This window comes from Bradyrhizobium sp. Rc3b (assembly GCF_900114915.1).
In the GTDB taxonomy this organism is placed as follows: Bacteria; Pseudomonadota; Alphaproteobacteria; order Rhizobiales; family Xanthobacteraceae; genus Bradyrhizobium.
The window spans coordinates 319,523-345,722 of record NZ_FOUS01000005.1; the positions used below are offsets into that span (position 1 = coordinate 319,523).

General features: G+C 64.5%; 26 protein-coding genes (1 of these 26 only partly in view). 11 read left to right on the forward strand and 15 right to left on the reverse strand.

Annotated elements, in window-relative coordinates; genetic code table 11:
* Window positions 1-121 precede the first annotated feature (121 nt).
* The 4 genes from htpG to BM190_RS14190 all read right to left on the reverse strand — a co-directional run bounded on the left by htpG (window position 122) and on the right by BM190_RS14190 (window position 4,329).
* Window positions 122-1,999 carry a molecular chaperone HtpG gene (gene htpG / locus BM190_RS14175; RefSeq protein ID WP_092255587.1) on the reverse strand — a complete coding sequence of 626 codons (1,878 nt, stop codon included), beginning with the start codon at window positions 1,997-1,999 and terminating at the stop codon, window positions 122-124.
* 123 nt (window positions 2,000-2,122) lie between these two features.
* On the reverse strand, window positions 2,123-2,530 hold the full coding sequence (locus BM190_RS14180) for a hypothetical protein (protein WP_092255590.1): 408 nt from the start codon (window positions 2,528-2,530) through the stop codon (window positions 2,123-2,125).
* 250 nt (window positions 2,531-2,780) lie between these two features.
* Entirely contained in the window at window positions 2,781-3,374 is a 594-nt protein-coding gene (locus BM190_RS14185) for a nuclear transport factor 2 family protein (protein ID WP_092255593.1), read from the reverse strand.
* 148 nt (window positions 3,375-3,522) lie between these two features.
* Complete coding sequence (locus tag BM190_RS14190) at window positions 3,523-4,329, reverse strand: response regulator (protein WP_177237073.1); 807 nt, start codon at window positions 4,327-4,329, stop codon at window positions 3,523-3,525.
* 220 nt (window positions 4,330-4,549) lie between these two features.
* On the opposite strand from BM190_RS14190, the gene BM190_RS14195 reads away from it, so the two are divergent.
* On the forward strand, window positions 4,550-4,780 hold the full coding sequence (locus BM190_RS14195; RefSeq protein WP_026201628.1) for a NepR family anti-sigma factor: 231 nt from the start codon (window positions 4,550-4,552) through the stop codon (window positions 4,778-4,780).
* The gene (locus BM190_RS14200; RefSeq protein ID WP_018316216.1) at window positions 4,780-5,328 is read left to right on the forward strand and encodes a sigma-70 family RNA polymerase sigma factor; all 549 of its coding nucleotides are present in this window, start codon (window positions 4,780-4,782) and stop codon (window positions 5,326-5,328) included. Before BM190_RS14195 ends, BM190_RS14200 begins: the two co-directional genes overlap by 1 nt.
* 100 nt (window positions 5,329-5,428) lie before the next feature.
* Here the strand turns inward: BM190_RS14200 and BM190_RS14205 are convergent, their stop codons facing one another.
* The 8 genes from BM190_RS14205 to BM190_RS14240 form a co-directional block, all read right to left on the reverse strand.
* A complete protein-coding gene (locus BM190_RS14205) occupies window positions 5,429-6,127 on the reverse strand; it encodes a nitroreductase (protein ID WP_092255599.1) in 699 nt (232 codons plus the stop codon).
* Between the two features lie 137 nt (window positions 6,128-6,264).
* Window positions 6,265-7,509, reverse strand: coding sequence for an acyl-CoA dehydrogenase (locus tag BM190_RS14210; protein ID WP_092255604.1), 1,245 nt, complete (start codon window positions 7,507-7,509; stop codon window positions 6,265-6,267).
* Between the two features lie 119 nt (window positions 7,510-7,628).
* Window positions 7,629-8,873 (reverse strand): acyl-CoA dehydrogenase, encoded by a 1,245-nt coding sequence (locus BM190_RS14215; protein WP_092255606.1) that lies wholly within the window; start codon window positions 8,871-8,873, stop codon window positions 7,629-7,631.
* 140 nt (window positions 8,874-9,013) lie between these two features.
* A complete protein-coding gene (locus tag BM190_RS14220) occupies window positions 9,014-10,141 on the reverse strand; it encodes an acyl-CoA dehydrogenase family protein (protein ID WP_092255609.1) in 1,128 nt (375 codons plus the stop codon).
* Between the two features lie 27 nt (window positions 10,142-10,168).
* Window positions 10,169-12,040, reverse strand: coding sequence for an AMP-binding protein (locus tag BM190_RS14225; RefSeq protein WP_092255612.1), 1,872 nt, complete (start codon window positions 12,038-12,040; stop codon window positions 10,169-10,171).
* A gap of 43 nt (window positions 12,041-12,083) precedes the next feature.
* Entirely contained in the window at window positions 12,084-12,890 is an 807-nt protein-coding gene (locus BM190_RS14230) for an enoyl-CoA hydratase/isomerase family protein (RefSeq protein ID WP_092255615.1), read from the reverse strand.
* A 196-nt stretch (window positions 12,891-13,086) separates the two neighbouring features.
* A complete protein-coding gene (locus BM190_RS14235) occupies window positions 13,087-13,845 on the reverse strand; it encodes an SDR family NAD(P)-dependent oxidoreductase (RefSeq protein WP_018316223.1) in 759 nt (252 codons plus the stop codon).
* A gap of 55 nt (window positions 13,846-13,900) precedes the next feature.
* Window positions 13,901-14,560 (reverse strand): TetR family transcriptional regulator, encoded by a 660-nt coding sequence (locus BM190_RS14240; RefSeq protein ID WP_177237074.1) that lies wholly within the window; start codon window positions 14,558-14,560, stop codon window positions 13,901-13,903.
* Window positions 14,561-14,710: 150 nt separating this feature from the next.
* Here BM190_RS14240 and BM190_RS14245 point away from each other — a divergent pair, with 150 nt between their 5' ends.
* Together BM190_RS14245 and BM190_RS14250 are read left to right on the forward strand one after the other, a co-directional pair.
* Complete coding sequence (locus tag BM190_RS14245; RefSeq protein WP_092255620.1) at window positions 14,711-15,883, forward strand: acetyl-CoA C-acetyltransferase; 1,173 nt, start codon at window positions 14,711-14,713, stop codon at window positions 15,881-15,883.
* A gap of 115 nt (window positions 15,884-15,998) precedes the next feature.
* Window positions 15,999-17,543, forward strand: a complete 1,545-nt coding sequence (locus BM190_RS14250) for an acyl-CoA synthetase (RefSeq protein ID WP_092255623.1) — start codon at window positions 15,999-16,001, stop codon at window positions 17,541-17,543.
* A gap of 118 nt (window positions 17,544-17,661) precedes the next feature.
* Here BM190_RS14250 and BM190_RS14255 read toward each other — a convergent pair whose 3' ends face one another.
* Window positions 17,662-18,204 (reverse strand): methylated-DNA--[protein]-cysteine S-methyltransferase, encoded by a 543-nt coding sequence (locus BM190_RS14255; RefSeq protein ID WP_092255949.1) that lies wholly within the window; start codon window positions 18,202-18,204, stop codon window positions 17,662-17,664.
* A 138-nt stretch (window positions 18,205-18,342) separates the two neighbouring features.
* Here BM190_RS14255 and BM190_RS14260 point away from each other — a divergent pair, with 138 nt between their 5' ends.
* Window positions 18,343-19,161: an alpha/beta fold hydrolase gene (locus BM190_RS14260; RefSeq protein WP_092255626.1), complete on the forward strand. Its 819-nt coding sequence runs from the start codon at window positions 18,343-18,345 to the stop codon at window positions 19,159-19,161.
* 2 nt (window positions 19,162-19,163) lie between these two features.
* Window positions 19,164-19,976, forward strand: a complete 813-nt coding sequence (locus tag BM190_RS14265; protein ID WP_092255629.1) for an alpha/beta fold hydrolase — start codon at window positions 19,164-19,166, stop codon at window positions 19,974-19,976.
* 51 nt (window positions 19,977-20,027) lie between these two features.
* Here BM190_RS14265 and BM190_RS14270 read toward each other — a convergent pair whose 3' ends face one another.
* Complete coding sequence (locus tag BM190_RS14270; protein ID WP_092255952.1) at window positions 20,028-20,483, reverse strand: carboxymuconolactone decarboxylase family protein; 456 nt, start codon at window positions 20,481-20,483, stop codon at window positions 20,028-20,030.
* 99 nt (window positions 20,484-20,582) lie between these two features.
* Between BM190_RS14270 and BM190_RS14275 the strand changes: the two genes are divergently transcribed.
* The 5 genes from BM190_RS14275 (at window position 20,583) to BM190_RS14295 (ending at window position 25,983) form a co-directional block, all read left to right on the forward strand.
* Window positions 20,583-21,452, forward strand: a complete 870-nt coding sequence (locus BM190_RS14275; protein ID WP_092255632.1) for a sigma-70 family RNA polymerase sigma factor — start codon at window positions 20,583-20,585, stop codon at window positions 21,450-21,452.
* A gap of 178 nt (window positions 21,453-21,630) precedes the next feature.
* Entirely contained in the window at window positions 21,631-22,308 is a 678-nt protein-coding gene (locus BM190_RS14280) for a GntR family transcriptional regulator (protein ID WP_092255955.1), read from the forward strand.
* 127 nt (window positions 22,309-22,435) lie between these two features.
* Window positions 22,436-23,236 (forward strand): phytanoyl-CoA dioxygenase family protein, encoded by an 801-nt coding sequence (locus BM190_RS14285; protein WP_018316233.1) that lies wholly within the window; start codon window positions 22,436-22,438, stop codon window positions 23,234-23,236.
* A gap of 163 nt (window positions 23,237-23,399) precedes the next feature.
* Window positions 23,400-24,713, forward strand: coding sequence for an NAD(P)H-dependent oxidoreductase (locus BM190_RS14290; protein WP_092255635.1), 1,314 nt, complete (start codon window positions 23,400-23,402; stop codon window positions 24,711-24,713).
* 181 nt (window positions 24,714-24,894) lie between these two features.
* A complete protein-coding gene (locus tag BM190_RS14295; protein WP_092255638.1) occupies window positions 24,895-25,983 on the forward strand; it encodes a TRAP transporter substrate-binding protein in 1,089 nt (362 codons plus the stop codon).
* 211 nt (window positions 25,984-26,194) lie between these two features.
* Here the strand turns inward: BM190_RS14295 and BM190_RS14300 are convergent, their stop codons facing one another.
* Window positions 26,195-26,200: the final stretch of a hypothetical protein gene (locus BM190_RS14300; RefSeq protein ID WP_018316236.1), read on the reverse strand. Its footprint extends 603 nt past the window's final position; 6 of the gene's 609 nt are visible here — the last part of the coding sequence; its start codon lies beyond the right edge, outside the window — the gene reads right to left on this strand; the stop codon is at window positions 26,195-26,197.

Here is a 26,200-nt window from a genome sequence, read left to right on the forward strand (position 1 = left end):
ATCCTCGAATCGACGGCCTCGGCGGATCTGATGCCGGCAGCCTCGTATGGCATAACACCAGGCCGGAGGCGACTGTTCCTAGGGACAGATGACGGCAAGGTGAGCGCTGCGGGCTGCGGCGCTAGGCGCCGAGCCCCTGCAGCACGAGCCGGTTCAGCCTTGCGGCAAACGCAGCCGGATCCTCCGGCAATTCGCCGTCCAGGATCTGCGCCTGCTCGAGCAGGAGCAGGCTGAGATCGTCGACCGCCTTCGAGCCGGCCTGCGCCTTGGTGATCGCGCCCACCATCGGATGGCGCAGATTGATCTCCAGGATCGGCTTGGTCTTCATGCCGCGGTTTTGCTGCGACAGGATGCGCTCGAGCTCGCGGCTCGGGCCCTGGCTGTCGGCGACGAGGCAGGAGGCCGAACTGGTGAGGCGCGTCGAGGCCTTGACGTCGCTGACCCGCTCGCCGAGCGCAGCCTTGATCACGGCAATGGTGGCCGCTTCATCCGCCTCGGGCTCGTCCTTCTTTGCCTCGTCCTTGTCGTCGACGCGCGGAATCAGGTCGAGATTGAGATCGCCCTGGCTCAGCGACTTCAGCGGCTTGCCGTCGAACTCCGACGGCATCGAGGTCCAGAACGCATCGACGGGATCGGACAGCAGCAGCACCTCGATGCCGCGCGCGGTCGCAGCCTCCAGCCGCGGATTGGATTTCAGCCGCTCGATACTGTCGCCGACGAGATAATAGACCTCGGTCTGGTTCGGCTTGAAATCGGCGATGACCTGCTTCAGCGACCGCTTCTCGCCCGATGTCGTGGTGAAGCGCGAAAGTGCCAGCAGCTTTTCGCGCCGCTCGAAATCCTCGTAAATGCCTTCCTTGAGCACCGCGCCGAACGCGTCCCAGATCCTGGCGAAGTTCTCCGGATCCTTCTCGGCCAGGCTTTCGAGCTCCGACACGACCCGGGTCGCCACGGCCTTGCGGATCTGCGCCAGCTGCGGATTGTTCTGCAGCATCTCGCGCGAGATGTTGAGCGGAAGATCCTCGCTGTCGACGACGCCGCGGATGAAGCGCAGATATCCCGGCAACAGATCGGCATCATCGGTGATGAAGACGCGGCGGACGTAAAGCTTCACCCGGCCCTTGCGGTTCGGCTCGAACAGGTCGAACGGCTTGGTCGAGGGCGCGAACAGCAGCACGGCGTAGGAATAGCGGCCCTCGGCGCGGTAATGCAGCGTCATCGCGGGATCGTCGAAGGCGGAGGCGATCTGCTGATAGGCCTTCTTGTAGTCCTCCGGCGTCAGCTCGGATTTCGAGCGTTGCCACAGCGCGCTGGCCGAATTGATCTGACGGGGATCGCCTTCTTCCGGCACCAGTTCGATCGGGAACAGGATGTTGTCGGAATAGGCACCGACGATGCGCTCAATCTCGAAGCTCTCGAGATATTTCTTGGCGTCCTCCTTCAGGTGCAGGACGATCTCGGTGCCGCGCGCCAGGCGCGCCGCCTCCTCGTCGCCGGCACGGGCGATTTCGAAGCCGGAGCCGCCGGAGGACGTCCAGGTCCAGACGTCGCTCTCGCCGGCACGGCGGCTGACCACGACGATCCTGTCGGCGACCATGAAGGCGGAATAGAAGCCGACGCCGAACTGGCCGATCAGGCCGAGGCCGTCCTTGGCCTCCTTCAGCTTCGACACGAATGCCTTGGTGCCGGAGCGGGCGATGGTGCCGAGATGGTCGATCAGCTCCTGCCGCTCCATGCCGATGCCGTTGTCGGCGATCGTGAGCGTCCCGGCCGCCTTGTTCGGGATGATGCGGATCTTGAGCGCGTCACCCTCGCCGAGCAGCGAAGGACTTGCGATTGCCTCATAGCGCAGCTTGTCGCAGGCGTCCGACGCGTTGGAGATGAGCTCGCGCAGAAAGATGTCGGTCTCGGAATAGACGGAGTGCACCATGAGGTGCAAAAGCTCGGAAACCTCGGCCTGGAAGGGCTGCGTATGCACAGCCGTGTCTGACGTCGTCATGCGTTTACCCGGTCAAAACGAAAGGGAAGAAACCCGGGATATAACGCGAGCGTAGAGGGGATCAAGTGGACGTGAAGAATCGTCCTCCAAACGGGAGAGCGATCTATCCGGCGCCCGGGCGGATCAGGTCACGCAGCGGCCGGGCTGGAGCAGCTTTGCGACCTCGGTCAGGGAGCTGACCATCGGCTCGCAGGCGATCGTCGGCCTGTTGCGCACCTTCTTCTGGTTCTGGAGCAGCCCCGGCGGCTTGGCATTACCGGTCTCGATCACCGCGGGGACCCGCAGCAGCACCGAGGTGTCGGCGAGGTCATTCAGCCGCATCGAGACGGTGCGGGTCGGAACAGCTGCCTGTTTGATCTCGGCGAGCCGGTCGGCCTTGCCGGTCCGATTGACATTGTGGCCGGGCTTGTCGGCCTTGTCGGCGACCGCCTGCCAGCGGTCTGCCAGATCATGACCCGAGGCCAGTTGCACGGCACCGAGCGTCGCAGCAGCGGCAACGACGCTCAAAAATACCTTATGAATCTGTGACATGGCTGTCGATCCCTCGCCCCATGGCGATCGCGGGAACAACGCCGGTGAAGGATCAGGGGTTCTTAGCGGTTACGATCACTTAACCGTGTGCGACAAATACGACAGCGTGCGCAAAATATTTCGCGAGGGGTGGAACGACTTTCGCAGACTGGAGTCGTCTCAACAGCCGGCTATTCCCCCCTGCCCCATAAGCCGGTGACGTAGGGCGCGACTGTGGTGATGCCAGTCGCGCCTTACTTTTGTCTGGGGTTCACTTCCCCGCCAGCCAGTCGCGCCCTTCGCCATAGAGCTTCTCGACCTCGGGTCCGATCAGGCCCGGCATGTCGCGCTTGACCTTGTAGCCGATCAGCTCCTGCATGTAGGCGAGGTGGCGATAGCCTTCGGGCAATGCGGCCAGCGCGGTCTGGTCGAGGCGGAGCTCTGCTGCGGGATCGACCGGGTCGATCCGGTCCTTCTCGTAGATCGGCTGGCGGCGGACGATGCCCCACTTCCCCTGCCGCTTCTCCAGGAAATCGTAGAAGCGCCCGGTGCAGACGACGTCGCAGACCACGTCATGCACCGGGGCACGCTGCGAGATCGTCATCTTTGTCTGCGCGATGGCCCGCTCGCCTGCGAGATCGATGCTGGTGCCGCCAAGGAAATGCAGGATGCGCACGCCCCTGGCAAAGCCCTCCTGGCTGACGCGCATGAAATCCCGCGCCGGCCCTTGAAACCAGGTGGCGGACATCCAGCCCTCTTCATGCCAGACCGTGGCAAAGCGCTCCCAGTCACCGGCATCCCGCCAGACCGCCCAGTTCTCGACGAGGTCGCGAATGGCGAGGCGATCGAGGAGTTGCTGGTCCATGGGCACATCTCCGGCTGGGATCAATGCAGCGGTATGAGGGGCGAAGCCGACCCACGTCAAGCACGGCAGGCGACACGAAAAATCCGGCGTGCCTTGCAGCACGCCGGATCGGATCGTTTGGCCAAATGGCCAGCTTTATCCAGCTCTATTAAGCCGCCGGCGCCTTCGGCGTGCGGTTGCGCGAGTTGCGCTGGAAGAACAGCGCCTGGCTCGCCACCGCCGACACCATCGCGGGCTGGAACGGTTTTGAGATCAGGAATGCCGGCTCGGGCCGCTCGCCGGTGAGGAAGCGCTCCGGGTATGCGGTGATGAACACCACGGGCACCTCGAAGGTGCGGAGCAGCTCGTTGACGGCGTCCAGACCCGACGAGCCGTCGGCGAGTTGGATGTCGGCGAGGATCAGGCCGGGCCGCCTGTTCTTGGCCAGCGCCACCGCATCGGCATGGGTGCGCGCGACGCCGACGACGTTGTGGCCGAGATTCTTCACCAGGCTCTCGAGGTCCATGGCGATGAAGGTCTCGTCCTCGATGATCAGCACGTCGGTGGCGATCTCGGCGGCCATCTCGCGTCCGGCGGCATCCGCAAGCCGCCGCGTCTCGGCGACGTCGGTGCCGAGGATGTAGCCGACTTCCTCTTCCGAGAATCCCTCCAGCGAAAGCAGCAGGAAGGCCTGGCGCGGCAGCGGCGTGATGTTCGACAGCCGCCGCTCGGGCGGCATCGGCAAGGTCGTCACCTCGGAATCATCGTTGACGGAGACCGAATTCCAGATCTGGGTGAACAGCCTGAACAGGCCGGCCCGCGGTCCATGGCTCTCGTCGAGCACCGACGGATCCCCCAGCATGGCTTCCAACATGGCTGCGACATAGGCGTCACCGGAGGCCTGGCTGCCCGTCAGGGCGCGTGCGTACCGGCGCAACAACGGCAAGTGTTCAGCAACAAGCTGTGAACGGGACATCCCCACTCCATTCATCTTCGGGGCCAACCTTGACGTCCAGGCAATCCGAGGGGGGCCCGGGTTCCCCTGCTGGGCTGATTACGCCTCAGGCCAAGAAAAGTTCCGTCTGAGCGGGAACTTTTTATCGAACCTGGAATTGAGCCTATCCAGGGAACGGCTCCCGGTTGAGAAAACCTCTCGATTTTACAGTCACTTAACTCGGGGAAACGTGGAACAGGTCATGAAAGATCTCAAGTCTCAAGCCAGCAGAAGCACGACCCCCGGCAAGGGAGGCCTCACTCCGGAGATTCAATCCCGGATCGGGCACCAGTTGCGCGCCATGTATGATGATGTGGTGCGACAAGGGGTTCCAGATCGGTTCGCAGAACTGATCAAGAAGCTTGATGCGCCGGGAGCGACACCCCACGTGGGACATGAAGGCGGATCCAACGACAACAATGGGAGGGATTAATGCCTCTCACGGACTCCCTGCGTAACGACATCCTGGCGGCCGTGCCCAGTCTGCGCGCGTTCGCCATTTCGCTCAGCGGCAATGCGGACCGCGCCGATGATTTGGTCCAGGAGACGCTGCTCCGCGCGCTCGCCAACATCGACTCGTTCCAGCCTGGCTCCAATCTGCCGGCATGGCTGTTCACGATCCTGCGCAACCTTTTCCGCTCCGACTATCGCAAGCGGCGGCGCGAGGTCGAGGATGCCGAAGGCAACTACGCCAAGACGCTGAAGACACAGCCGTCGCAGAACGCGCATCTCGAGTTCGAGGAGTTTCGCACGGCGCTCGATAAGCTTCCGCAGGACCAGCGCGAAGCGCTGATTCTGGTCGGCGCCTCCGGCTTCTCCTACGAAGACGCGGCCTCGATCTGCGGCTGCGCAGTCGGCACGATCAAGAGCCGCGTCAACCGCGCGCGCTCGAAGCTCGCCGCGCTGCTCTATGTCGATGGCGCCGAGGATTTTGGCCCGGACGAGACCGTTCGGGCCGTGATCGGCGGCAGCGGCGGCTGACGGCCGGCGTCCTCAAGGACTTAGATGAAGATGAAGGCGGCCGTTCTCACGGCCGTCTTCGCGCGCGTCCGACAGCGATAGCGGAAGCTACGCCGCTTGATCACTCGTCCGCGAAGGTCACGGTCTCGGCCACGCTGGCGCGCGAGGTGCGGTAGCTGTTGACCTTGTGAGCGTCGTCGGCATAGCCGAACGAAATGCCGCAGACGACGCGGCGATCGTCGGGCAGATTGAAATGGCGGCGGATCAGTCCGGAATGCCGCGCGAGTGCCGCCTGCGGAATCGTGCCGAGCCCGAGCGCCTGCGCAGCCAGCATGAAATTGGAGACATAGGCGCCACAATCGATCGCACCGTAAATGCCGAGCGGCTCGTTGGTGTGAATGATGGCGACATGCGGCGCGCCGAAGAAATTGTAGTTCTCCAGCGCCTGCCTGGCGTAGGCGCTTCTGTCGCCGCGAGCGATGCCGAGCGTGTTGTAGAGCTGAAAGCCGCTTTCGCGGCGGCGTTCGAGATAGACACCGACATATTCGCGCGGCGGGGTGAAATCGTAATCGTCGCCGAGCCCGCCTGACGCCTCCGTGTAGATCAGCTTCCGGAAGCGCTCCTTGGCCTCGCCGCTGGCGATGATCACCTGCCAGGGTTGGCTGTTGCACCAGGACGCGGTGCGCTGCGCGGTGGTCAGCACATGCTCGATGGTCGCGCGGTCGACCTCTTTGGGAAGGAAGGCGCGGACGGAGTAGCGCTCGTTGAGGAGCTCTTCGAGCACGCCGATGCGATCGTTCTGTTTGACTGTAGCGTCCATGGTTCAGCTCGCGCTCTTCTCGTAGGGTGGGCAAAGGCTCATCGCGCCGTGCCCACCGACAGGCTTGCTCCGGAGCATCTGCATATGGTGGGCACGCTTTGCTTTGCCCACCCTACGAGATGCAGCGAGAGGTGAGATCATCGCCCCTTGGTCGGGATCTTGTTATACGGCACGTCCTTGTCGACGCGGATGTCGCCGGGCAGGCCCAGCACGCGCTCGGCGATGATGTTGCGCAGGATCTCGTCGGTGCCGCCGGCGATGCGCATCGAGGGCGAGGACAGCAGCATCTGCTGGAACTGGCCCTGCACCGTCTCCTCGTCATTGCCGGTGAGAACACCGGCCGCCCCCTGCAGGTCCATGGCGTAGGTCGCGATGTCCTGCAGCATCATGCCCGACACCAGCTTGCCGATCGAGTTCTCCGGACCCGGCCGCTCGCCCTTCGACAGCGCCGAGATCGTGCGATAGCTGGTGTATTTCAGCCCGCTCGACTTCGCCGCCCAGCTCGCCAGCTTCGAGCGCACCGCGGGATCGTCGATCGCGAGGCCATCTTCCAGCATCAGGTTGGAGCAGAACTCGAACATTTCAGGCACGCCGGTCGCAAGGCGCGAGCCGATCGACATGCGCTCGTTCATCAGCGTGGTCAGCGAGACGCTCCAGCCCTCGCCGACGGCCCCTAACCGCTGGCTGTCGGGGATGACGACGTCGGTGAAATAGACCTCGTTGAACTCCTGCATGCCATTGGCCTGCCTGATCGGACGCACCTCGACGCCGGGGCTCTTCATGTCCAGGAAGAACATGGTGAGGCCCTTGTGCTTGGGCACGTTCGGATCGGTCCGCGCGATCAACAGACCATAGTCGGAGTAATGCGCGCCAGAGGTCCAGATCTTCTGGCCGTTGACGACCCAATTGTCGCCCTTCTTCTCCGCGCGGGTGCGCAAGCCGGCGACGTCCGAGCCGGCAGACGGCTCGGAGAACAGCTGGCACCAGATCTCCTCGCCCGAAGCCAGCTTCGGCAGATAGCGGCGCTTGGCATCCTCGCTGCCGAAGGCCATCACGGTCGGGCCGCACATGCCTTCGCCGATCTGGAACGGCTGCGTCAGCTTGCCGTAGACACCCTCCTCCTGCTGCCAGATCACCTTCTCGATCGGCGTCGCGCCACGGCCGCCATATTCCTTCGGCCAGTGCAGGCAGGCCCAATTGCCCTCGAACTTCTTCTTCTGCCAGGCTTTGCCGACCTCGACGATATCTTGCTTGGCAAGCCGAATGCGGCCGAGCGAGGATTTTGACAGCTCGGCGTGCAGCTCCTTCGGCGCATTGGCCTCGACCCATTGGCGCGCGGTCTGGCGGAATGCGGCTTCCTGCGGGGTGTCGTCGAAATTCATAACGGCCCTCTCGATCCTTGATCAGTGCGTAGGGTGGGCAAAGCGAAGCGTGCCCACCACCTTCTCTCGATAGACTTCTTGGGCACGGCGCGTGCCGCGCCTTTGCCCACCCTACGATTCTAGCCTCTTCCCTTCGTCGGGATCTTGTTGAACGGCACGTCCTTGTCGACACGGATATCACCGGGCAGGCCCAGCACCCGCTCGGCGATGATGTTGCGCATGATCTCGTCGGTGCCGCCTTCGACACGGGTGCCGGGCGCACGCAGCAGCATCGCCTGGAAACGGCCGGCCAGCTCGCCATCCTCGCCGCTGACGACGCCGCTCGCACCCTGCAAATCCAGCGCGTAGGTCGCAACGTCCTGGATCATCGAGCCCGCCACCAGCTTGCCGATCGAATTCTCCGGCCCCGGCCGCTCGCCTTTCGACAGCGCCGAGATCGCGCGCATGCTGGTGTATTTCAGCCCGCTCGCCTTCACCGCCCAGTTCGCCAATTTCGAGCGCACCGCGCGATCCTCGATCGCGGGGCCGTCGTCGAGCATCAGGCTGGAGCAATATTCGAACAATTCAGGAAATCCGGTCGAAACGGCCGCGCCGATCGCGCTGCGCTCATTCATCAGCGTGGTCAGCGAGACGTTCCAGCCGTCACCGACCTCGCCGAGGCGCTGATGATCGGGAATGCGGACATTGGTGAAATAGACCTCGTTGAAGTCGGAGGCGCCGCTGGCCTGCTTGATCGGCCGCACCTCGACGCCGGGGCTCTTCATGTCCAGGAAGAACATGGTGAGGCCCTTGTGCTTGGGCACGGTGGGATCGGTGCGCGTCAGCAGGATGCCGTAATCGGAATAATGCGCACCTGACGTCCAGATCTTCTGGCCGTTGATGATCCAGTCGTCGCCGTCCTTCTCGGCGCGCGTGCGCAGGCCCGCGACGTCGGAGCCGCCGGCGGGCTCGGAGAACAGCTGACACCAGACCTTCTCGCCGGAAGCGAGCGGCGGCAGATAGGTGCGCTTATGCTCCTCGCGCGCGAACGCCATCATGGTCGGCCCGCACATGCCGTGGCCGATGATGAACATGCGGGAGAGTTGGCCAAAGGGCCCTTCCTCCTGCTGCCAGATCACCCGCTCGATCGGCGAGGCGCCGCGCCCGCCATACTCCTTTGGCCAGTGCAGGCAGGCCCAACCGGCATCGGCCTTCTTCTTCTGCCAGGCTTTTGCGACCTCAAGAATATTGGCGTTCTTGAGCACGGTGCGGCCGAGAGAGGATTTGCGCAGCTCTTCCTCGTATTGCGTGGGCGCATTCGCACCGATCCAGGCGCGGGCGGTGGCGCGAAAGTCGGCTTCCTGAGGGGTGTCGTCGAAGTTCATGGTCGTCTTCTTACCTTCGTAGGGTGGGTTAGCCGAAGGCGTAACTCACCTCTTTGGTTTCCTCGTCGACGGAAGTGGTGGGTTACGCCCAGCGGATCGCGCTTCGCGCATCCGCGGGACTAGCCCACCTACGAACCTAATTACGCCGCGTTCTTCTTCCGCATGCGGTCGATCAACTGGTCTTCCCAATAGGACAGGCTCCCCAGCCCCAGCGCCATCGCGTTGGCGCGGCGGTAGTACATGTGGCAGTCGAACTCCCAGGTGAAGCCCATGCCGCCGTGAACCTGGATGTTGTTCTTGGCGCAGTGCTGGAACGCCTGCGTCGCGCTGATGCGCGCGGCAGCAGCGGCTTCCGGCAATTCAGCCGCGTTGGTCGAGAGCGCCCAGGCGCCGTAATAGCTGTTCGAGCGCGCCAGCGTGGCCGAGACATACATGTCGGCGAGCATGTGCTTCACCGCCTGGAACGAGCCGATCTGGCGGCCGAAGGCGATGCGATCGAGTGCGTAGTCGCGGCCCATCTCCAGCGCGCGGTCGGAACCGCCGACCTGCTCGAACGCGCACAATACCGCGGCGCGGTCGAGCATTTGGGTGAGGATGCTCCAGCCTTCGCCGGCGGCACCCAGCGGCTCGGCCTTGCAGGCTTTGAACGAAATCTCGGCCTGCCCGCGGGTCGGATCGAGATTGGTGAGGCTTTTCACCTCGACGCCGCCGGCTTTGAGATCAACCAAGAACAACGAGATATCACCGTCGCGTCCGCTCGACCCAGTGCGCGCGGCAACCACGGCGAAGTCGGCAATCGCACCATCGGCGACCGGTTTCTTGACGCCGTTGAGCACGCCGTTCGCAGCCGTCAGCTTGACGTTCTTCGGCGCGGGATTGCCCTTGCCCTCGAACAGCGCCAGCGTGCCGATCGCCTCGCCCGAGGCAATCGCCGGCAGCCATTTCTTCTTTTGCGCGTCGCTGCCGGCGATCAACAGCGCTTCGGCGGCGAGATACACGGTCGAGGAGAACGGCACCGGCGCGTTCGCGCGGCCCATCTCCTCGGCGATAACGCAGAGCTCGAGATGACCGGCGCCCGCGCCGCCGAACTCCTCGGGGATCGCGACGCCGAGGAAACCCATCTCGGCGAGGCCCTTCCAGAGCTCCTTATCGTAAGGCGCCTTGCCGTCGAGCACCACACGCACCGCCTTCGGCGAGCATTTTTCGGTGAGGAATTTGCGCGCCTGATCGCGGAGCTGCTTCTGGTCGTCGGAGAAGTCGAAGTTCATGGCGCGTACCCGTGTTGATGATGTCGATTACTTGAGAACGATGACGTCTTGATCCGGCTTGTCGGCATACAGCCGCTCCACCAGTGCGGCGCGGCGTTCGAGGCCGGCACGCTGATTGATGTAGCCCTTGTCGGTAAGCTCGTTGCCGTCGATCGAGGGCGGCTCGACCATCAGCATGGCGCGCGCGATGATGCGGCTGCTGGCGCCTTCGCACTCCCTGTTGTGAGTTTCCAGTCCCCGCCTGAAGCAGGCGACGACCTCGGGGTGCTTCACTGCATCCTCGAAGTTCAGCTCGGGATTGCCGACAAGTTGCCGGCAGGCGTGCAAATTGGGCCAGGCGAGCAGGCCGATGAACGGGCGGTCCTGCCCCGCGACCAGCGCATCGTGCACGACAGGCGTCGCAGCTGCGATCGTATCGGTGCGGAGCGACCCGACATGCACGAAGGTGCCGGTGGTGAGCTTGAAGTCTTCGACCACGCGACCTGCAAAGATGATGCCCTTCACCGGATCGGAATCGTCGACGAAAATGCCGGCATCACCGATGCAGTAAAAGCCTTCCTCGTCGAACATCTGCTTCGTCAGCTCCGGCTGGCCGAAATAACCGGGCGTGACGTTGACGCCGCGCAGCCGCAGTTCGTATTTCGAGCCGCACGGCACCATCTTCAACTCGACGCCGGGGAACGGCAGGCCGATCAGGCCGACGCGCTCGGTATCCCAATAAGTTCCGGTCGAGGTCGGCGCGGTCTCGGTCGAGCCCCAGCCGGTGTAGAACACGATGCGCTCGCCGGTGGTCTTCACCGCGAGGGCCTGCATGCGGTCGTAGAGATCGTCAGGCAGGCGCGCGCCGCCATAGGCCATGATCGAGAGGTTCTTGAAGAACGAGCGGCAGAGCGCGTCGTCCTTCTCCATGGCGGCCGCGAGCGCCGCATAGCCGGCCGGCACGTTGGCGTAATAGGTCGGCGAGATCTCGCGCAGGTTTCGCAGCGTCTCCTCGAACTGGCCCGGCATCGGCCGGCCGTCGTCGATATAGAGCGTGCCGCCATCGACCAGGATCGGATGGAATGCCGCGTTGCCGCCCATGGTGTGATTCCAGGGCATCCAGTCCAGCATGGTCGCAACAGGGCCATCAGGCGAACGTGGCCGCACCTGCATCATCATCGCTGCATTGGCGCACATCATCTTCTGCGTGTTGATGACCGCCTTGGGCATGCCGGTCGAGCCTGACGTGAACAGCAGCTTGCCGACGGTGTCGGGCGTGATCTTCGCGATCGACTCCTCGACGTCCTCGGTCACCGGAGTTGCCGCGAGCTCAGCAAAGCTGACGCTCTTCATGCCCTCACATGGCCGCGCGACGTGAACCACGGTGACGCCGGCGAGGTCGATCGCCTTCAGTGCCTTCTCGAAGGTCGGGCCGTCCTGCACCATCACCACGGCCGGCTTGATCAGGTCGAACAGGTATTTCAGCTTGACGTGATCGTGGCTCATCAATGAGTAAGCCGGCGAGACCGGCGCTGCCGGGACGCGCGCCTGCATCGCGGCCTGCGTCATCAGCGCATGCTCGATCGAATTGCCGGAGAGGATCGCAACGGGGCGGCCGTCGAGTCCGAGGTTGAGCAGACCTTGCGTCAGCGCGTCCACAGTGCGCTTGGCTTCGCCATAGGACACCTTGCGCCATTCGCGATTGGGACCACCGCGCTGAGCGAGCCAGATGCGCTCGGGCGCTTCCTTCGCCCATTTCGCCAGCGAGGCCGGGATGTGCTTCTCGTAAGGCTGCAGCGGAATGCGCGACTTCAGCACCACCGTGCCGTCGCTGCGACGCTCGACGTCGATGTCGCGCGCGAGCCACTCGATCTTGCGAAAGGCGGGCTTCGTCATCACGGCCGCCGCGCTTCCACTCATTTTGCGTCTCCCGGAATTATTGTCCTTTGCGGATCGTTCTCGTTCAGCGCTTGATATAGACAGGCTTTCGTTTCTCAAGGAAGGCCCTGATGCCTTCCGAAAATTCCTCGGAACGGCTGCACAGGACCTGGTTGCGATCTTCCATGGCGATAACGGCCTCCAGCGATCCCGCGTCGACGCTCATGTTGAGACATTCCTTGGATAGCCGCAGGCCCACGGGCGAGGCCGTCATCATCGCCTCGACATAAGGCTCGGCCGCGTCATCGAGCCTGTCCTCGTCCACGACTTCCGAGACGAGGCCGACCGCGAGCGCGCGCTCGGCGCCGATGAAGCGCCCCGTGAGGATCAGCTCCGACGCCACGGACACGCCGACCAGCCGCGGCAGGAAATAGCTGGTGCCGATGTCACAGCCACCGAGGCCGAGCTTGATGAAGGCGCAATTCATTCGCGCCGATCTCGTCGCGATGCGGATGTCGGAAGCCAGCGCCAGCGCGAATCCGCCGCCGGCGGCCGCACCCTGCACCAGCGCCAGGATCGGCTGCGGACAACGTCGCATCAGCATCACGATGTCAGCGATGCGACGCTGCGAATCCAGCGACTCCGTGACGCCGGGCGGCTCCTGTTGTCCGGCACGGCGGGCCATCGCCGCCTTGAGGTCGAGGCCTGCGCAGAAATTCCGGCCGGCGCCCTTCAGCACCACGACACGCGTATCACGGTTGCGTTGAAGGCCCTGGAAGTAGTCGTTGAGCGCGTCGATCAGCGCCGGATCGAGCGCGTTGAGCTGTTCCGGCCGATTGAGCGTCACCCGGTCGACGCCGTCGTCATGCTCGATCAGCAGCGGTTGGGACATGGGGCGCTCCTGCATCCGCTCTTTGGGTGGCGGTTATTGCGCCCTCTCCCCTTGTGGGAGAGGGCAAGATCGCTGTCAGCCTAGAGTTCACTTGGGTGAGGGGTCTGTCTCCGCAGACGAGATCGGGGAGAGAGACCCCTCATCCGGCGCTTCGCGCCACCTTCTCCCACAGGGGGAGAAGGAAGAAGAGCGCCGCTTACCTCGGCGCCATGCGGATGGCGCCGTCGAGGCGGATGGTCTCGCCGTTCAGCATCGCGTTCTCGACGATGTGCACCGCGAGCGAGCCGTATTCCTTGGCATCGCCGAGGCGCGAGGGATGCGGCACCTGCGCGCCCAGGCTCTTGCGGGCTTCCTCGTTCAGCCCCATCAGCAGCGGCGTGAAGAACAGGCCGGGCGCGATGGTGTTGACGCGGATCTTCTGGCTGGCGAGGTCGCGCGCGGCCGGCAGGGTCAGGCCGACGACGCCGCCCTTCGAGGCCGAATAGGCGATCTGGCCGATCTGGCCTTCATAGGCCGCGACCGACGCCGTATTGATGATAACGCCGCGCTCTTCACCGACGGGCTCGATCGTGACGAGGCGCTCGGCGAACAGCCGCAGGCAGTTGAAGGTGCCGATCAGGTTGACGTTGATGATGCGCGCGAACTTTTCGAGCGGGTAGACGCCGTCGCGGCCGACGATGCGCTGCGAGCCGCCGATGCCGGCGCAGTTCATCAGCACCCGCGCAACGCCATGCGCGGCTTCGGCCTTGGCGATCGCGGCCTTGATCTGCTCTTCGCTGGTGACGTCGGCATGGAGCGCCACGCCCTTCACCTCGGCCGCGACCTTCTCGGCATTCTCTTTGTTTTGGTCGATCACGCCGATCCTGGCGCCCTTGGCCGCCATGGCGCGGGCGGTCGCCTCGCCGAGGCCCGAACCACCGCCGGTGATGAGAACGGCTACGTCTTTCAATTCCATGACAGGCTACCTTTCCTTGGACGTTTCTTCTCTAGACTTGAGAGTTGCGGCCGGATCATCCGGCCGCGGCAGCTTCCCCGGCTTGCGTGAGGATGCCGCCGCAGATCAGCGTTTCCATGTGCTTGATATATTGCCGGCAGACGTCGTCGGTGACCGGGCCGACGCCGGTCGCGCGAGACATCGCGTGCCGGCCGAAGAACAGATGATCGCAAGCGCCGATCAGGCTGGTGTAGAACAGCACCGGATCGGTCTGGCGGAACTCGCCGCGGCTGACGCCCTCGGCGAGCAGGCGACGGTGAAAGTCCAGCAGCGGGGCGACGAAGAATTTTGAAACTTCGTCCGCGGAGCCGGCGACGCTCTCATGCAGGAGATAGTGGATCAGCCGGTTCATATAGGGGAACCGATGATAGGCGCGGATGATGCCGCCGATATGCAGCTTGAGCTTCGCCGTCGCCGTGATCGGCTGCGCCAGCAGATATTCGAGATTGGACATCTCGGTCGCGGCATCCCGCGCGAGCAGTGCCAGCAGCAGGCCGTCCTTGTTGCCGAAGTGATATTTGACCAACGCGGCATTGGCGCCCGACTTCTGCGCGATGTCGCTGAGCGAAATCTCGATCGAGGAGCGTTCGATCATCAACTCGCTCGCGGCCACGAGCAATTTCTCTGCCGTGGAATTTTTTCCGCTGGGGAGCCTGTTCGGTACGCTGGTAGCCACGGAGATCCCTGAATGCACCTCGAGAGGCGCGCAGATAAGCCCAAGCAGCGCCTCATCACAAGAATTAATTGATCGATTGACTAAATGATCTTGCGTCCCTTAAATCCGCCCCGACAACCGACCCAATCAAGAATCCAGGGAGAGACCGACATGGCCGAGGCTTACATCGTCGCCGCTGCGCGTACCGCGGGCGGGCGCAAGGGGGGCCGTCTCGCCGGCTGGCATCCGGCCGATCTCGCCGCAAAAGTGCTGGACGAGTTGGTCGACCGCACCAAGGTCGATCCTGCGCTGGTCGAGGACGTGATCATGGGCTGCGTGATGCAGGTCGGCGAGCAATCCAACAATGTCGCGCGCAACGCGATCATGGCCTCGAAGCTGCCGGAGAGCGTGCCGGGCACCTCGATCGATCGCCAGTGTGGCTCCTCGCAGCAGGCGCTGCACTTCGCCGCGCAAGCCGTGATGTCCGGCACCATGGACGTCGTGATCGCCGCCGGCGTGGAATCGATGACGCGGGTGCCGATGGGCCTGTCCTCGCAGCTCGCCGCCAAGAACGGCTTCGGCCATTACAAGAGCCCGGGCATCGAGGCGAGATATCCCAACATTGTGTTCAGCCAGTTCACCGGCGCGGAGATGATGGCGGAGAAGTACGGCCTGTCGAAGGATGATCTGGACGAATATTCCTATAACAGCCATCAGCGCGCGATCGCGGCGACCCAAGCCGGCCACTTCAAGAAGGAGATCGTACCGCTCGAGATCACCCGCGCCGACGGCTCCAAGGACACCCACCACATCGACGAGGGCATCCGCTTCGATGCCACGCTCGAGGGCATCAAGGGCGTCAAGCTGATCGCCGAGAACGGCAAGCTGACCGCGGCCAGCGCCAGCCAGATTTGCGACGGCGCCTCGGGCGTCATGGTGGTCAACGAGCGCGGTCTCAAGCAGCTCGGCGTCACACCGCTGGCGCGCATCCATCACATGACTATGACCGGCGGCGATCCCGTGATCATGCTGGATGCGCCCCTGCACGCCACCAAGAAGGCGCTGGAGAAGGCCGGCATGAAGATCGGCGACATCGACCTGTTCGAGGTCAACGAGGCCTTCGCCTCGGTGCCGACCGGCTGGCTCAAGACCACCGGTGCAGATCCGGCCCACCTCAACGTCAATGGCGGCGCCATCGCGCTCGGCCATCCGCTCGGCGGCTCCGGCACCAAGCTGATGACGACGCTGGTTCACGCCCTGCACCAGCGCGGCAAGCGCTATGGCCTGCAGACCATGTGCGAAGGCGGTGGCATGGCGAACGTGACGATTGTCGAGCGACTGTAAAAAAAACAAAAGCGAGTAGTGAGTGGCGAGTAGCGAATGGTGAGTAGGCGAAGAGCGGTTGCCCTTCTTCCTATTTGCCATTCGCTACTCGCCATTCGCGTTTTGAGGAAACGCCATGACCCACCCCTCCATCCATGCCCGCACCACGCCCGACAAGATCGCTTACCAGATGGCCGGCACCGGCAAGGCGATCACCTATCGCGAGCTCGACGAGCTTTCGAACCAGGGCGCGCATCTGTTCCGCTCGCTCGGCCTCAAGGCCGGCGACCACATCGCGCTGCTGATGGAGAACCGCCTCGCCTTCATGGAGCTGTGCTGGGCCGCCCAGCGGAGCGGGCTCTACTACACCGCGATCAGCCGCTATTTGAAGCAGGACGAGATCGACTACATCATCGCCGATTGCGGCGCCAAGGTCGTGATCACGACGCCGAAATGCGCCGACCAGATCAAGGGCCTGATCAAGGGCGCCGCCGGCGAGCCGATCTTCTACATGATGGACGAGCCGCTGCCCGGCTTCCGCTCCTACGACGAGGAAGCAGCAAGCCAGCCGATCACACCGATTGCCGACGAGATCGCCGGCTACGACATGCTGTATTCGTCCGGCACCACCGGCCGGCCGAAAGGCGTCAAGAAGGCGTTCGAGGGCAAGCCGATCGACGAGCCGAACGCATTCCTGCGCGTGCTCTGCGCCAACATGTGCGGCATGAACGCCGACACAATCTATCTTTCTCCGGCGCCGCTCTATCACGCAGCTCCCTTGCGCTTCAACATGATGGCGATCGTGCTCGGCGGCACCTCCATCATCATGGAGCATTTCGACGCCGAGGAATTCCTGACGCTGGTCGAGAAATACAAGGTGACGCAGTCGCAGCTGGTGCCGACCATGTTCGTGCGCATGCTGAAGCTGCCGGACGAGATCCGCGCGAAGTACAAAGTCTCCACGCTCAAGGGCGCCATCCACGCCGCGGCGCCCTGCCCGGTCGACGTCAAGGCCAGGATGATCGAATGGTGGGGGCCGATCCTGATCGAGTACTACGCCGGCTCGGAAGGCAACGGCGTCACCGTCTGCAGCTCCAAGGAATGGCTGGCGCATCGCGGCAGCGTCGGTCGCGCCGTGGTCGGCAAGATCAAGATTCTCGACGAGAACGACGAAGAGCAGCCGGTCGGCGAGATCGGCACGGTCTATTTCGCCGACGCTCCGGCGTTCACCTATCACAACGACGCCGAGAAGACGAAGAAGGCCTACAACGCCAAGGGCTGGTCGACGCTCGGCGACGTCGGCTATCTCGACAAGGATGGCTTCCTCTATCTCACCGACCGCAAGTCCTACATGATCATCTCGGGCGGCGTGAACATCTACCCGCAGGAGACCGAGGATGTGCTGATCACCCACCCCGAGGTCGCCGACGTTGCGGTGTTCGGCGTCCCGAACGAGGAGATGGGCGAAGAGGTGAAGGCGGTGGTGCAGCCGCACGACATGAAGCGTGCCGGCAAGGCGCTCGAGGCCGATTTGATCGCCTACTGCAAGGGCCGCCTCTCTGCCATCAAGTGCCCGCGCTCGATCGATTTCGAAGCCGAGCTGCCGCGCACGCCCACAGGCAAGCTGGTGAAGCGGCATTTGCGCGACAAATATTGGCCGAAGACGGCGGCGAAGATCTAGCGGAGGTCTCGTAGGGTGGGCAAAGGCACGAAGCGCCGTGCCCACGACCTCTCCATGTTACGACGAGACGGTGGGCACGCTCCGCTTTGCCCACCCTACGGCAGGGGTGCAAGCCGCCTCAATCAAATAAACTCGGCGTGTGGTTCACCAGCGCGCCTTCGATCTCGAGCATCTTCAGCTTCGTCACCACGCCGCCATTCGCCGAGAAGCCGCCGGGCTTGTTGCCGGCAGCCAGCACGCGATGGCAGGGCACCACGATCGGGCACGGATTGTGGCCGAGCGCCTGGCCGACGTCGCGCGAGAGCTGGACGCCGCCGAGCTGCTTGGCGATGTCGCCATAGGTGATGGTCTTGCCGGGCGGGATGGCGCGGGCGATCGCGTAGACGCCGCGGTTGAACTCGGGCACACCGTCGAGATCGAGCTCGATATCGGTGAGGTCATCCGGCTCGCCTGCGAGCAGTTTTGTCATGCGGTCGATCGCCTGCTGCACCTCGGCGGTCGGCTCGGTCTCAACGGCATCACCGTGGCGCTGGCTGATGCGGGTGCGGATCTTCTGCTCACCGCCCATCGGCAATTGCGTGCCGTTGATGCCGCGCGGGCCCCAGGCGATGGCGCAGAGGCCGATCCTGGTGTCGAACAGAGCGAAATGCTGGTCGGTCATGGTTTGGTTCCTGAGCTTGCGTCCCTCGTCGCATGCCCCCAATGTGATCTCGGACCAAATCTAGGCTTGGAAATAGTTGCGATCCACCCGGTTTCCGGGAATCTTGCACAGGAGTTCCAATCCTTCGCGAGCCCCGGAATGCAAAGCCTCCACGTCAACGGATACGATATGCCCTATCTCGACGTGGGCGAGGACAAAGGACGTGCGCCGCTGGTCTGCGTGCACGGCTCGCTCAACGACTTCCGGGTCTGGGGCTGCGTCCTCGGCCCGCTGTCGCAACGGCACCGGGTGATCGCGGTCAGCCTGCGGCACTTCTTCCCGGCGCGATGGGACGGCATCGGCGACACCTACTCGATCGCCCAGCATGTCGACGACGTCATTGCCTTCATCGAGGAGCTCGACCTCGGGCCCGTCGACCTGATGGGCCATTCCCGCGGCGGGCACATCTGCTTCCGCGTGGCGCAGCGGCGGCCGGATCTGTTGCGGCGGCTGATCCTCGCTGAACCCGGCGGCGAACTCGATGCGAGCCTCGATCCCGACTATGTCGGCGGGCCCTCGCCGCTCCTGGCGCGGTTCACGGCCTCGGCCGAGAAGATCGCGGCCGGCGACGTCGACGGCGGCCTTGCCGTGTTCGTCGACACGCTGGAAGGCGCCGGCACCTGGCCGCGGCTGCCGGCCCTGGTGAAACAGAACCTTCGCGACAACGCCACCACCCTGATCGGCCAGGTCCGCGACAACCGTCCGCCGTTCTCCAAGGCGGATGCGGAGGCGATCAAGATGCCGACGCTATTCGTCCTGGGGGCGCGAACCAAAGGCCTGCTGCCAAAAGTGCTGCATGCGCTCGCTGCGCATGTGCCCTATTCGAAGACGGCGATCATCCCGAATGCGACGCATCCGATGTTCGAGCAGGCGCCGCAGAAATACTCCGAAGTGGTTCTCGACTTCCTGGCGAGCTGATCATGCAGACATTCCGCGTCAACGGTTACGACATGGCCTATCTCGAAGTCGGAGAGGGCCATCCGCTGGTCTGCGTGCACGGCACATTAGGTGATTTCCGCACCTGGTATTCGGTGCTCGGCCCGCTCTCGAAATCCCATCGCGTGATCTCGGTCAGTCTGCGGCATTTCTTCCCCGAACATTGGGATGCCGTCGGCGACGACTACAAGATGGCGCAGCACGTTGCCGACACGATCGCTTTCATCGAGCAGGTGACGCCCGCACCGATCGACCTGATGGGCCATTCGCGCGGCGGCCACATTGCCTTCCGCGTGGCGCAGGCCCGGCCTGATCTGCTGCGAAAACTGGTGCTGGCCGAGCCGGGCGGCGATCTCGATGCATCCCTGCCGGTGCCGGAAGGCACGCCCGCGCACCCGCCGCTGGCGGCGCGCACCGCGCGCTCGGTCGAGATGATCCGCGCCGGCGATATCGAGGGCGCGCTGCAGAATTTCTACGAGGGCATCGAGGGTGACGGCTCGTGGCGGCGCGTGCCCGCGGCGGCCAAGCAGCAGCTGCGCGACAACGCGCTCACCTTCCTTGGCCAGATCAACGAGCAGCGCCGGCCCTACACGCTCAGCGACGCACAGGCGATCCGCACGCCGACGCTGCTGATCGGCGGCGGCGCGACGACGGGAAGCCTGTCAGTGATGTGGCGCGTGCTGGCCGCGCACATCGCGGGCGCGCAAACGGCAGTCATTCCGAACGCCGGCCACTGGATGTTCGAGCAAGCGCCACTGGAGTTCGGCGAGGTGGTGAACCGGTTCTTGGCGGAGTAGGTGCTCTCGTCGCCTCTCCCCGCAAGCGGGGAGAGGCGAGGGAAAGAGACCTCACACCTTCCACACGCCGACCGGCATCTTGATCGTTGCATTCAGCCGGTTCCAGACATTGATGGTCGCGATCGACAGGATCAACGTTGCGAGCTCGCGTTCGTCGAAATGCTTGGCGGCCTCGTTCCAGGTTGCGTCGGGCACCGGATCCTCGCGGTCGGCGAGGCGCGTGACGGCCTCGGTCAGCGCCAGCGCGGCGCGCTCGGCGTCGGTGAAATAGGGCGCATCGCGCCAGGCGGACACGGCGAACAGGCGCTCGTCGGTCTCACCAAGCTTGCGGGCGACCTTGGGGTGCATGTCGACGCAGACACTGCAACCGTTGATCTGGCTGGCGCGGAGGTGCACCAGTTCCAGGAGCTTTTCCGGCAGCCCCTGCTTGGTCAGATTGCCGAGGGATTGCAGGACATTCATGGCCTCGGGGAGGACCATGACAGGGTGATTCATGCGGGCGTGCATCTTTTTCGTCTCCATCGCTCGAATGTCGAAGGTTCCGGTCACATCGGCCGGATTGGCTTCGTCATGGGCATGACGGATCGCGACGAGGGAATGTGACCGATGACCGAAAAAAACTTCGAAGACGATTTTCTCAGCCACCAGTTCGAAGCCAGCAGGGACCATCTGCGCGCGGTCGCCTACCGCATGCTGGGCTCCGGCGCCGAGGTCGACGATGCCGTGCAGGAGGCCTGGCTGCGGGTCAGCCGCTACGACATGTCCGATGTTGCGAATTTGCGCGGCTGGTTGACGACCGTGGTCGCGCGCATCTGCCTCGACATGCTGCGCGCACGGAAGTCGCGCAAGGAAGAGCCGATGGGCCCGCATGTGCCCGAGCCGCTCGACGAGACGCGGGAGCGCGAGGCGGAGATGGCCGATTCCGTCGGCGCGGCGCTGCTCGTCGTGCTCGAGACCTTGCAGCCGGCGGAGCGGCTCGCCTTCGTGCTGCACGACATGTTCGCAGTGCCCTTCGAGGAGATCGCGCCGATCGTCGGCCGCTCGGTCGACGCATCGCGGCAACTCGCGAGCCGGGCGCGGCGGCGCGTGCAGGGGGCGCCGGTGCCCGAGACCGACCTGTCGCGCCAGCGCGGAATCGTTGATGCCTTCCTCAAAGCGTCGCGCGAAGGCAATTTCGAGGGGCTGCTCGCCGTGCTCGACCCCGACGTCGTCTTCCGCGCCGATCAGGCCGCGGTGCGGCTCGGCACGCTACCGGAGATCCGGGGCGCGGATGCGGTCGCACAGCTTTACAAGGGCCGCGCCCAGGCCGCGCGGACGGCACTGGTCGACGGCGAGATCGGCGTTGCCGTCATCCTCGGTGGCCAGCTGCGCATCGCGCTGCGCGTGACGTTCAAGGGCGAACGCATTGCCGGAATCGAGGCGCTGGCCGATGCGGAAGGGATCGCCGCGCTGGAGGTGGAGGTGCTGGAGGGTTGAGGCGGAGGTTTTTCCGCGAAAACAACCCCATGCACAGTAGACGATCATAGCGATATCAATGACTTAGCGAAGCCGCGCGGGCGCCTTGGGCGCGGGCGCGCAGCTCGTCTTGACGCCCTCCCCCTCCCGCGATACCTTCGAATACGGAATTCCGTATTCCCTCGCAGGAGCTGCCGGCGTGATCCCTCTCGACCCGCTCCCAAACCTGATCGACCAGGTCTATGCCCGCATCCTGGAGGCGATCTCCGACCGCACGCTTGAGCCCGGCCAGCGCATCCGGCAGAACGAGCTCGCCGACAAGCTTGGCGTGTCGCGCCAGCCTGTCTCGCATGCGCTGCACCTGCTGCACCGCCAGGGCCTCGTCGCCGAGAGCGGCAAGCGCGGCTTCGAGGTCACCCAGCTCGATCCCGCGCGCATCCGCCAGCTCTACGAGGTGCGCGGCGCGATCGACGCGCTGGCCGCGCGGCTTGCGGCGAAGCGCGCCGCCAGCGACGCGGCAGGACGCGCGCGGCTGGAGGCTGCGTTCACCGCGGGGCGCGGCATTGACCGCAACACGACACTCACTGAACTGATCGTGCTCGACGTGAATTTTCACCGCGCGATCTATCAGCTCGCCGGCAATCCCGTGATCGAGGAGACGATCGCGCCGCAATGGCCGCATATGCGGCGTTCGATGGCGACAGTGCTGTCGGAGCTCGACTATCGCGGCAGCGCCTGGGCCGAGCACGCCGATATCGCCGGACACATTCTCGCGGGCGACGCGAAGGCCGCCGAAGCCGCCGCGCTGGCGCATGCGCAAACGGCGGGACGGATGACCGAGGAGAGATTGAGGGCGACGGAGGAAGCGGCGGCGTAGCGATTTGCGCTGTCATTCCGGACGCGCGACGCGCGACTACGGTGCGCAAGTGCGCACCGGAGCTCGGTCCTGCGGACCGCCCCGGAGCGACGAAACGACAAATAAACAAAACAGGAGGAAACGACCCATGAAACTGTCTCAGGAGCAATTGGAGTTCTTCCACCGCGAGGGCTGGCTGTTCCTGCCCGAGCTGTTCAATCAGGAGGAGGTCGATCTGCTGGCGCGCGAGGCGGTCGGCATCTACGACGCCAACCGTCCCGAAGTCTGGCGCGAGAAGAGCGGCGCGCCGCGCACGGCGTTTGCCGCGCATCTTTACAATGAGGCGTTCGGCCTCCTCGGCGCGCATCCACGCATGATCGACCCGGTCGAGCAGCTGTTCGGCGAGCCCGTCTACATGCACCAGTTCAAGATCAACGCGAAATCGGCCTTCACCGGCGACGTCTGGCAATGGCACCAGGATTACGGCACCTGGAAGCGCGACGACGGCATGCCGGAGCCGCGGGCCATGAATATCGCGATCTTCCTCGACGAGGTGATGCCGATCAACGGGCCTCTGATGCTGGTGCCGCGCAGCCAGAACGCCGGCGATCTCGAAGCCTCGCACGACCTCGCCACCACATCCTATCCGCTGTGGACGCTGGACGAGGCGACGGTGACGCGGCTGGTCGCGCAGGGCGGCATCGTGGCGCCGACCGGCAAGCCAGGCGGCATGCTGATGTTCCACGGCAATCTCGTCCACGGCTCGGCCGGCAACATCACGCCCTTCCCGCGCAAGATCGTGTACCTGACGCTGAACGCGGTCTCGAACTACATCCGCAGCCCGACGCGGCCGGACTACATCGCACATCGCGACTTCGCCCCGATCAAGACGGTGGACGACGACGCGCTGCTGCGGCTTGCCCGTGCGCCGCGGCAGGCGGCGGAGTAAGTAGGTCTCGCGCCCCGGACGCAGCGCAGCGCTTCTTCAGCGGTGCGCTGCTGAGCCGGGGCCCATGCCGCGCTGATAGTTTCCTTTTTGGATCCCGGCTCTGCGCAGCAGCACTACGTGCTGCACCGCGTCCGGGACACGACCATTACCAGGACAATCCCCCATGAACCTCTTCCGCCTACTCCAGGCCCGCGCGTCCGCCGGCAAGCCGGTCCGGGTCGCGCTGGTCGGCGCGGGCAAGTTCGGCTCGATGTTTCTGGCGCAGGTGCCGCATACGCCGGGGTTGGAGGTGCCCATCATCGTCGACATCGACCGCGACCGCGCGCGCGAGGCCTGCCGCACCGTCGGCTGGAGCGCCGAGCGGATCGCCGCAACCGTCTTCACCGATGACGGCGCCCGCGCCATTGCCGGCGGCGCCATGGACGTGGTTGTGGAGGCGACCGGGAATCCCGCCGTCGGGATCAGGCATGCGCGCGCCGCGATCGCGGCGGGCAAGCATATCGTGATGGTGAATGTCGAGGCCGACGTGCTGGCAGGTCCGCTGCTCGCCGAGGAAGCGCGCAAAGCGGGCGTGGTCTATTCGCTCGCCTATGGCGACCAGCCGGCACTGACCGCCGAGATGGTCGACTGGGCCCGCGCCACCGGCTTCCGCGTCGTCGCCGCCGGTAAAGGCACAAAATATCTGCCGGCCTATCACGACGTGACGCCTGACGGCGTCTGGCAGCATTACGGCCTGACCGCGGGCGAAGCGCAGTCGGCCGGCATGAATCCGCAGATGTTCAACTCGTTTCTCGACGGCACCAAATCAGCGATCGAGATGGCCGCGATCGCCAATGCCTGTGCCCTCGACGTGCCCACGGACGGCCTGCTGTTTCCGCCCTGCGGCGTCGACGATCTGCCGCACATTATGCGGCCGCGCTCGCATGGCGGCGTGCTGGAGCGGCCGGGCGTGGTCGAGGTCGTCTCCTCGCTCGAACGGGACGGGCGGCCGGTGTTTCGCGACCTCCGCTGGGGCGTCTATGTCGTGCTGGAGGCGCCGAACGACTATGCCGCCGACTGCTTCCGGCAATACGGTCTCAAGACCGACGGCAGCGGACGTTATGCGGCGATGTACAAGCCGTATCATCTGATCGGGCTCGAGCTGAACATCTCGGTGCTGTCGGCGGCGCTGCGGGGCGAGCCGACCGGCCAGGCCAGCGGCTTCCGCGGCGACGTTGCGGCAGTGGCCAAGCGCAATCTGCGCGCGGGCGAGATGCTGGACGGCGAAGGCGGCTATACGGTGTGGGGCAAGCTGGTACCGGCGGCCGCGAGCCTCAAGGCCGGCGCGCTGCCGATTGGCCTCGCCCACCGCCTGAAGCTGAAGCACGACGTCACGCACGGCGCGGTGGTGCGCTGGAGCGACGTCGAGTTCGACGCCGGCAACGAGACGGTGAAGACGCGCAAGGCGATGGAGGCCGCGTTCGCAGCGCAGCATTGAGCGGCGCCACCGCAAGCTCAACCAAAGTGCGCTTGATTTGCGATCCCCCTTTGGTCATCCTGCACCTCGATCCGGGAACATAGAATTTCGGACGCAATAAAACGTCGGCCACCGGCGAAGACAAAGCGACGACAAGATCGCGATCCCTCGTCGAGGACTCGACAGGACAGGGAGGGACTACATGGAACGTCGTAAATTCCTGACGGCGGGCGGGCTGGGCCTGGCCGCGAGTGCCGTTGCCGCGCCGGCCGTTGCGCAGTCGATGCCCGAGGTGAAATGGCGGTTAGCTGCGAGCTGGCCGAAATCACTCGATACGCTCTATGGCGGCTGCGAATATTTCTGCAAGCGCGTTGCCGAGATCACCGACAATCGTTTCCAGATCCAGCCCTTTGCCGCCGGCGAAATCGTGCCGGGCCTGCAAGTGCTCGACGCCGTCTCCAACGGCACCGTCGAGATGGGCAACACCGCTCTCTATTATTATTGGGGCAAGAACCCTGCATTTACCTTCGGCACATCGCTGCCGTTCGGTCTCAACACGCGCCAGCACATCTCCTGGCTGATCTGGAACGGCGGTCAGGAGATGCTCAACGATCTCCTGAAGGAGCACAATGCCATCGGTGTCCCCACGGGTTCGACCGGCGCCCAGATGGGCGGTTGGTTCCGCAAGGAGATCAAGACCGTCGATGATCTGAAGGGCCTGAAATTCCGCGTCGGCGGTTTCGCCGGCACCATCATCGCGAAGCTCGGCGGTGTGCCGCAGCAGATCGCGGCCGGCGATATCTATCCCGCCCTGGAGAAGGGCACGATCGACGCGGCGGAGTGGGTCGGGCCGTATGACGACGAGAAGCTCGGCTTCGTGAAGGTGGCAAAGTATTATTACTATCCGGGCTGGTGGGAAGGCACCGGCCAAGGCCATAACCTCATGAACCTCGAGAAGTGGAACGCGTTGCCGAAACATTATCAGGCGGCGATCTCGACGGCCTCGCTCGACACCTTCACCTGGGTGACCGGCAAGTACGATTCGGTAAATCCGCCCGCGCTCAAGCGGCTGCTCGCCGCCGGCGCGATCCTCAAGCCCTTCCCGCAGGAGGTGCTCGAGGCCTGCTACGGCGCGGCCAATGAGATCTACGCGGATCTCGCCAAGAGCAATCCGCATTTCGGCAAGATGTACTCGAGTCTCACCGCTTATCGGGCCGACTCGCTTGCCTGGATGCAGGTGGCAGAACTCAGCTTCGACAGCTTCATGATGCGGATGCGGACGCGAACGTAACTGCCTCGCGCTGCGAGGCGCGAAACGACAAAAGCCCCGGAGATGTCTCCGGGGCTTTTTTTCGCGGATGAAGGTCTCGTAGGGCGGGCAAAGCGGAGCGTGCCCACGCGTCTGTCTGAACCAGGAGGACGTGGGCACAGCGCGCCTCGCGCGCTTTTGCCCACCCTACGGCTGCGAATGCGCGGCGCGAGCAACGGGGCCACAAACGTCTTCAGTT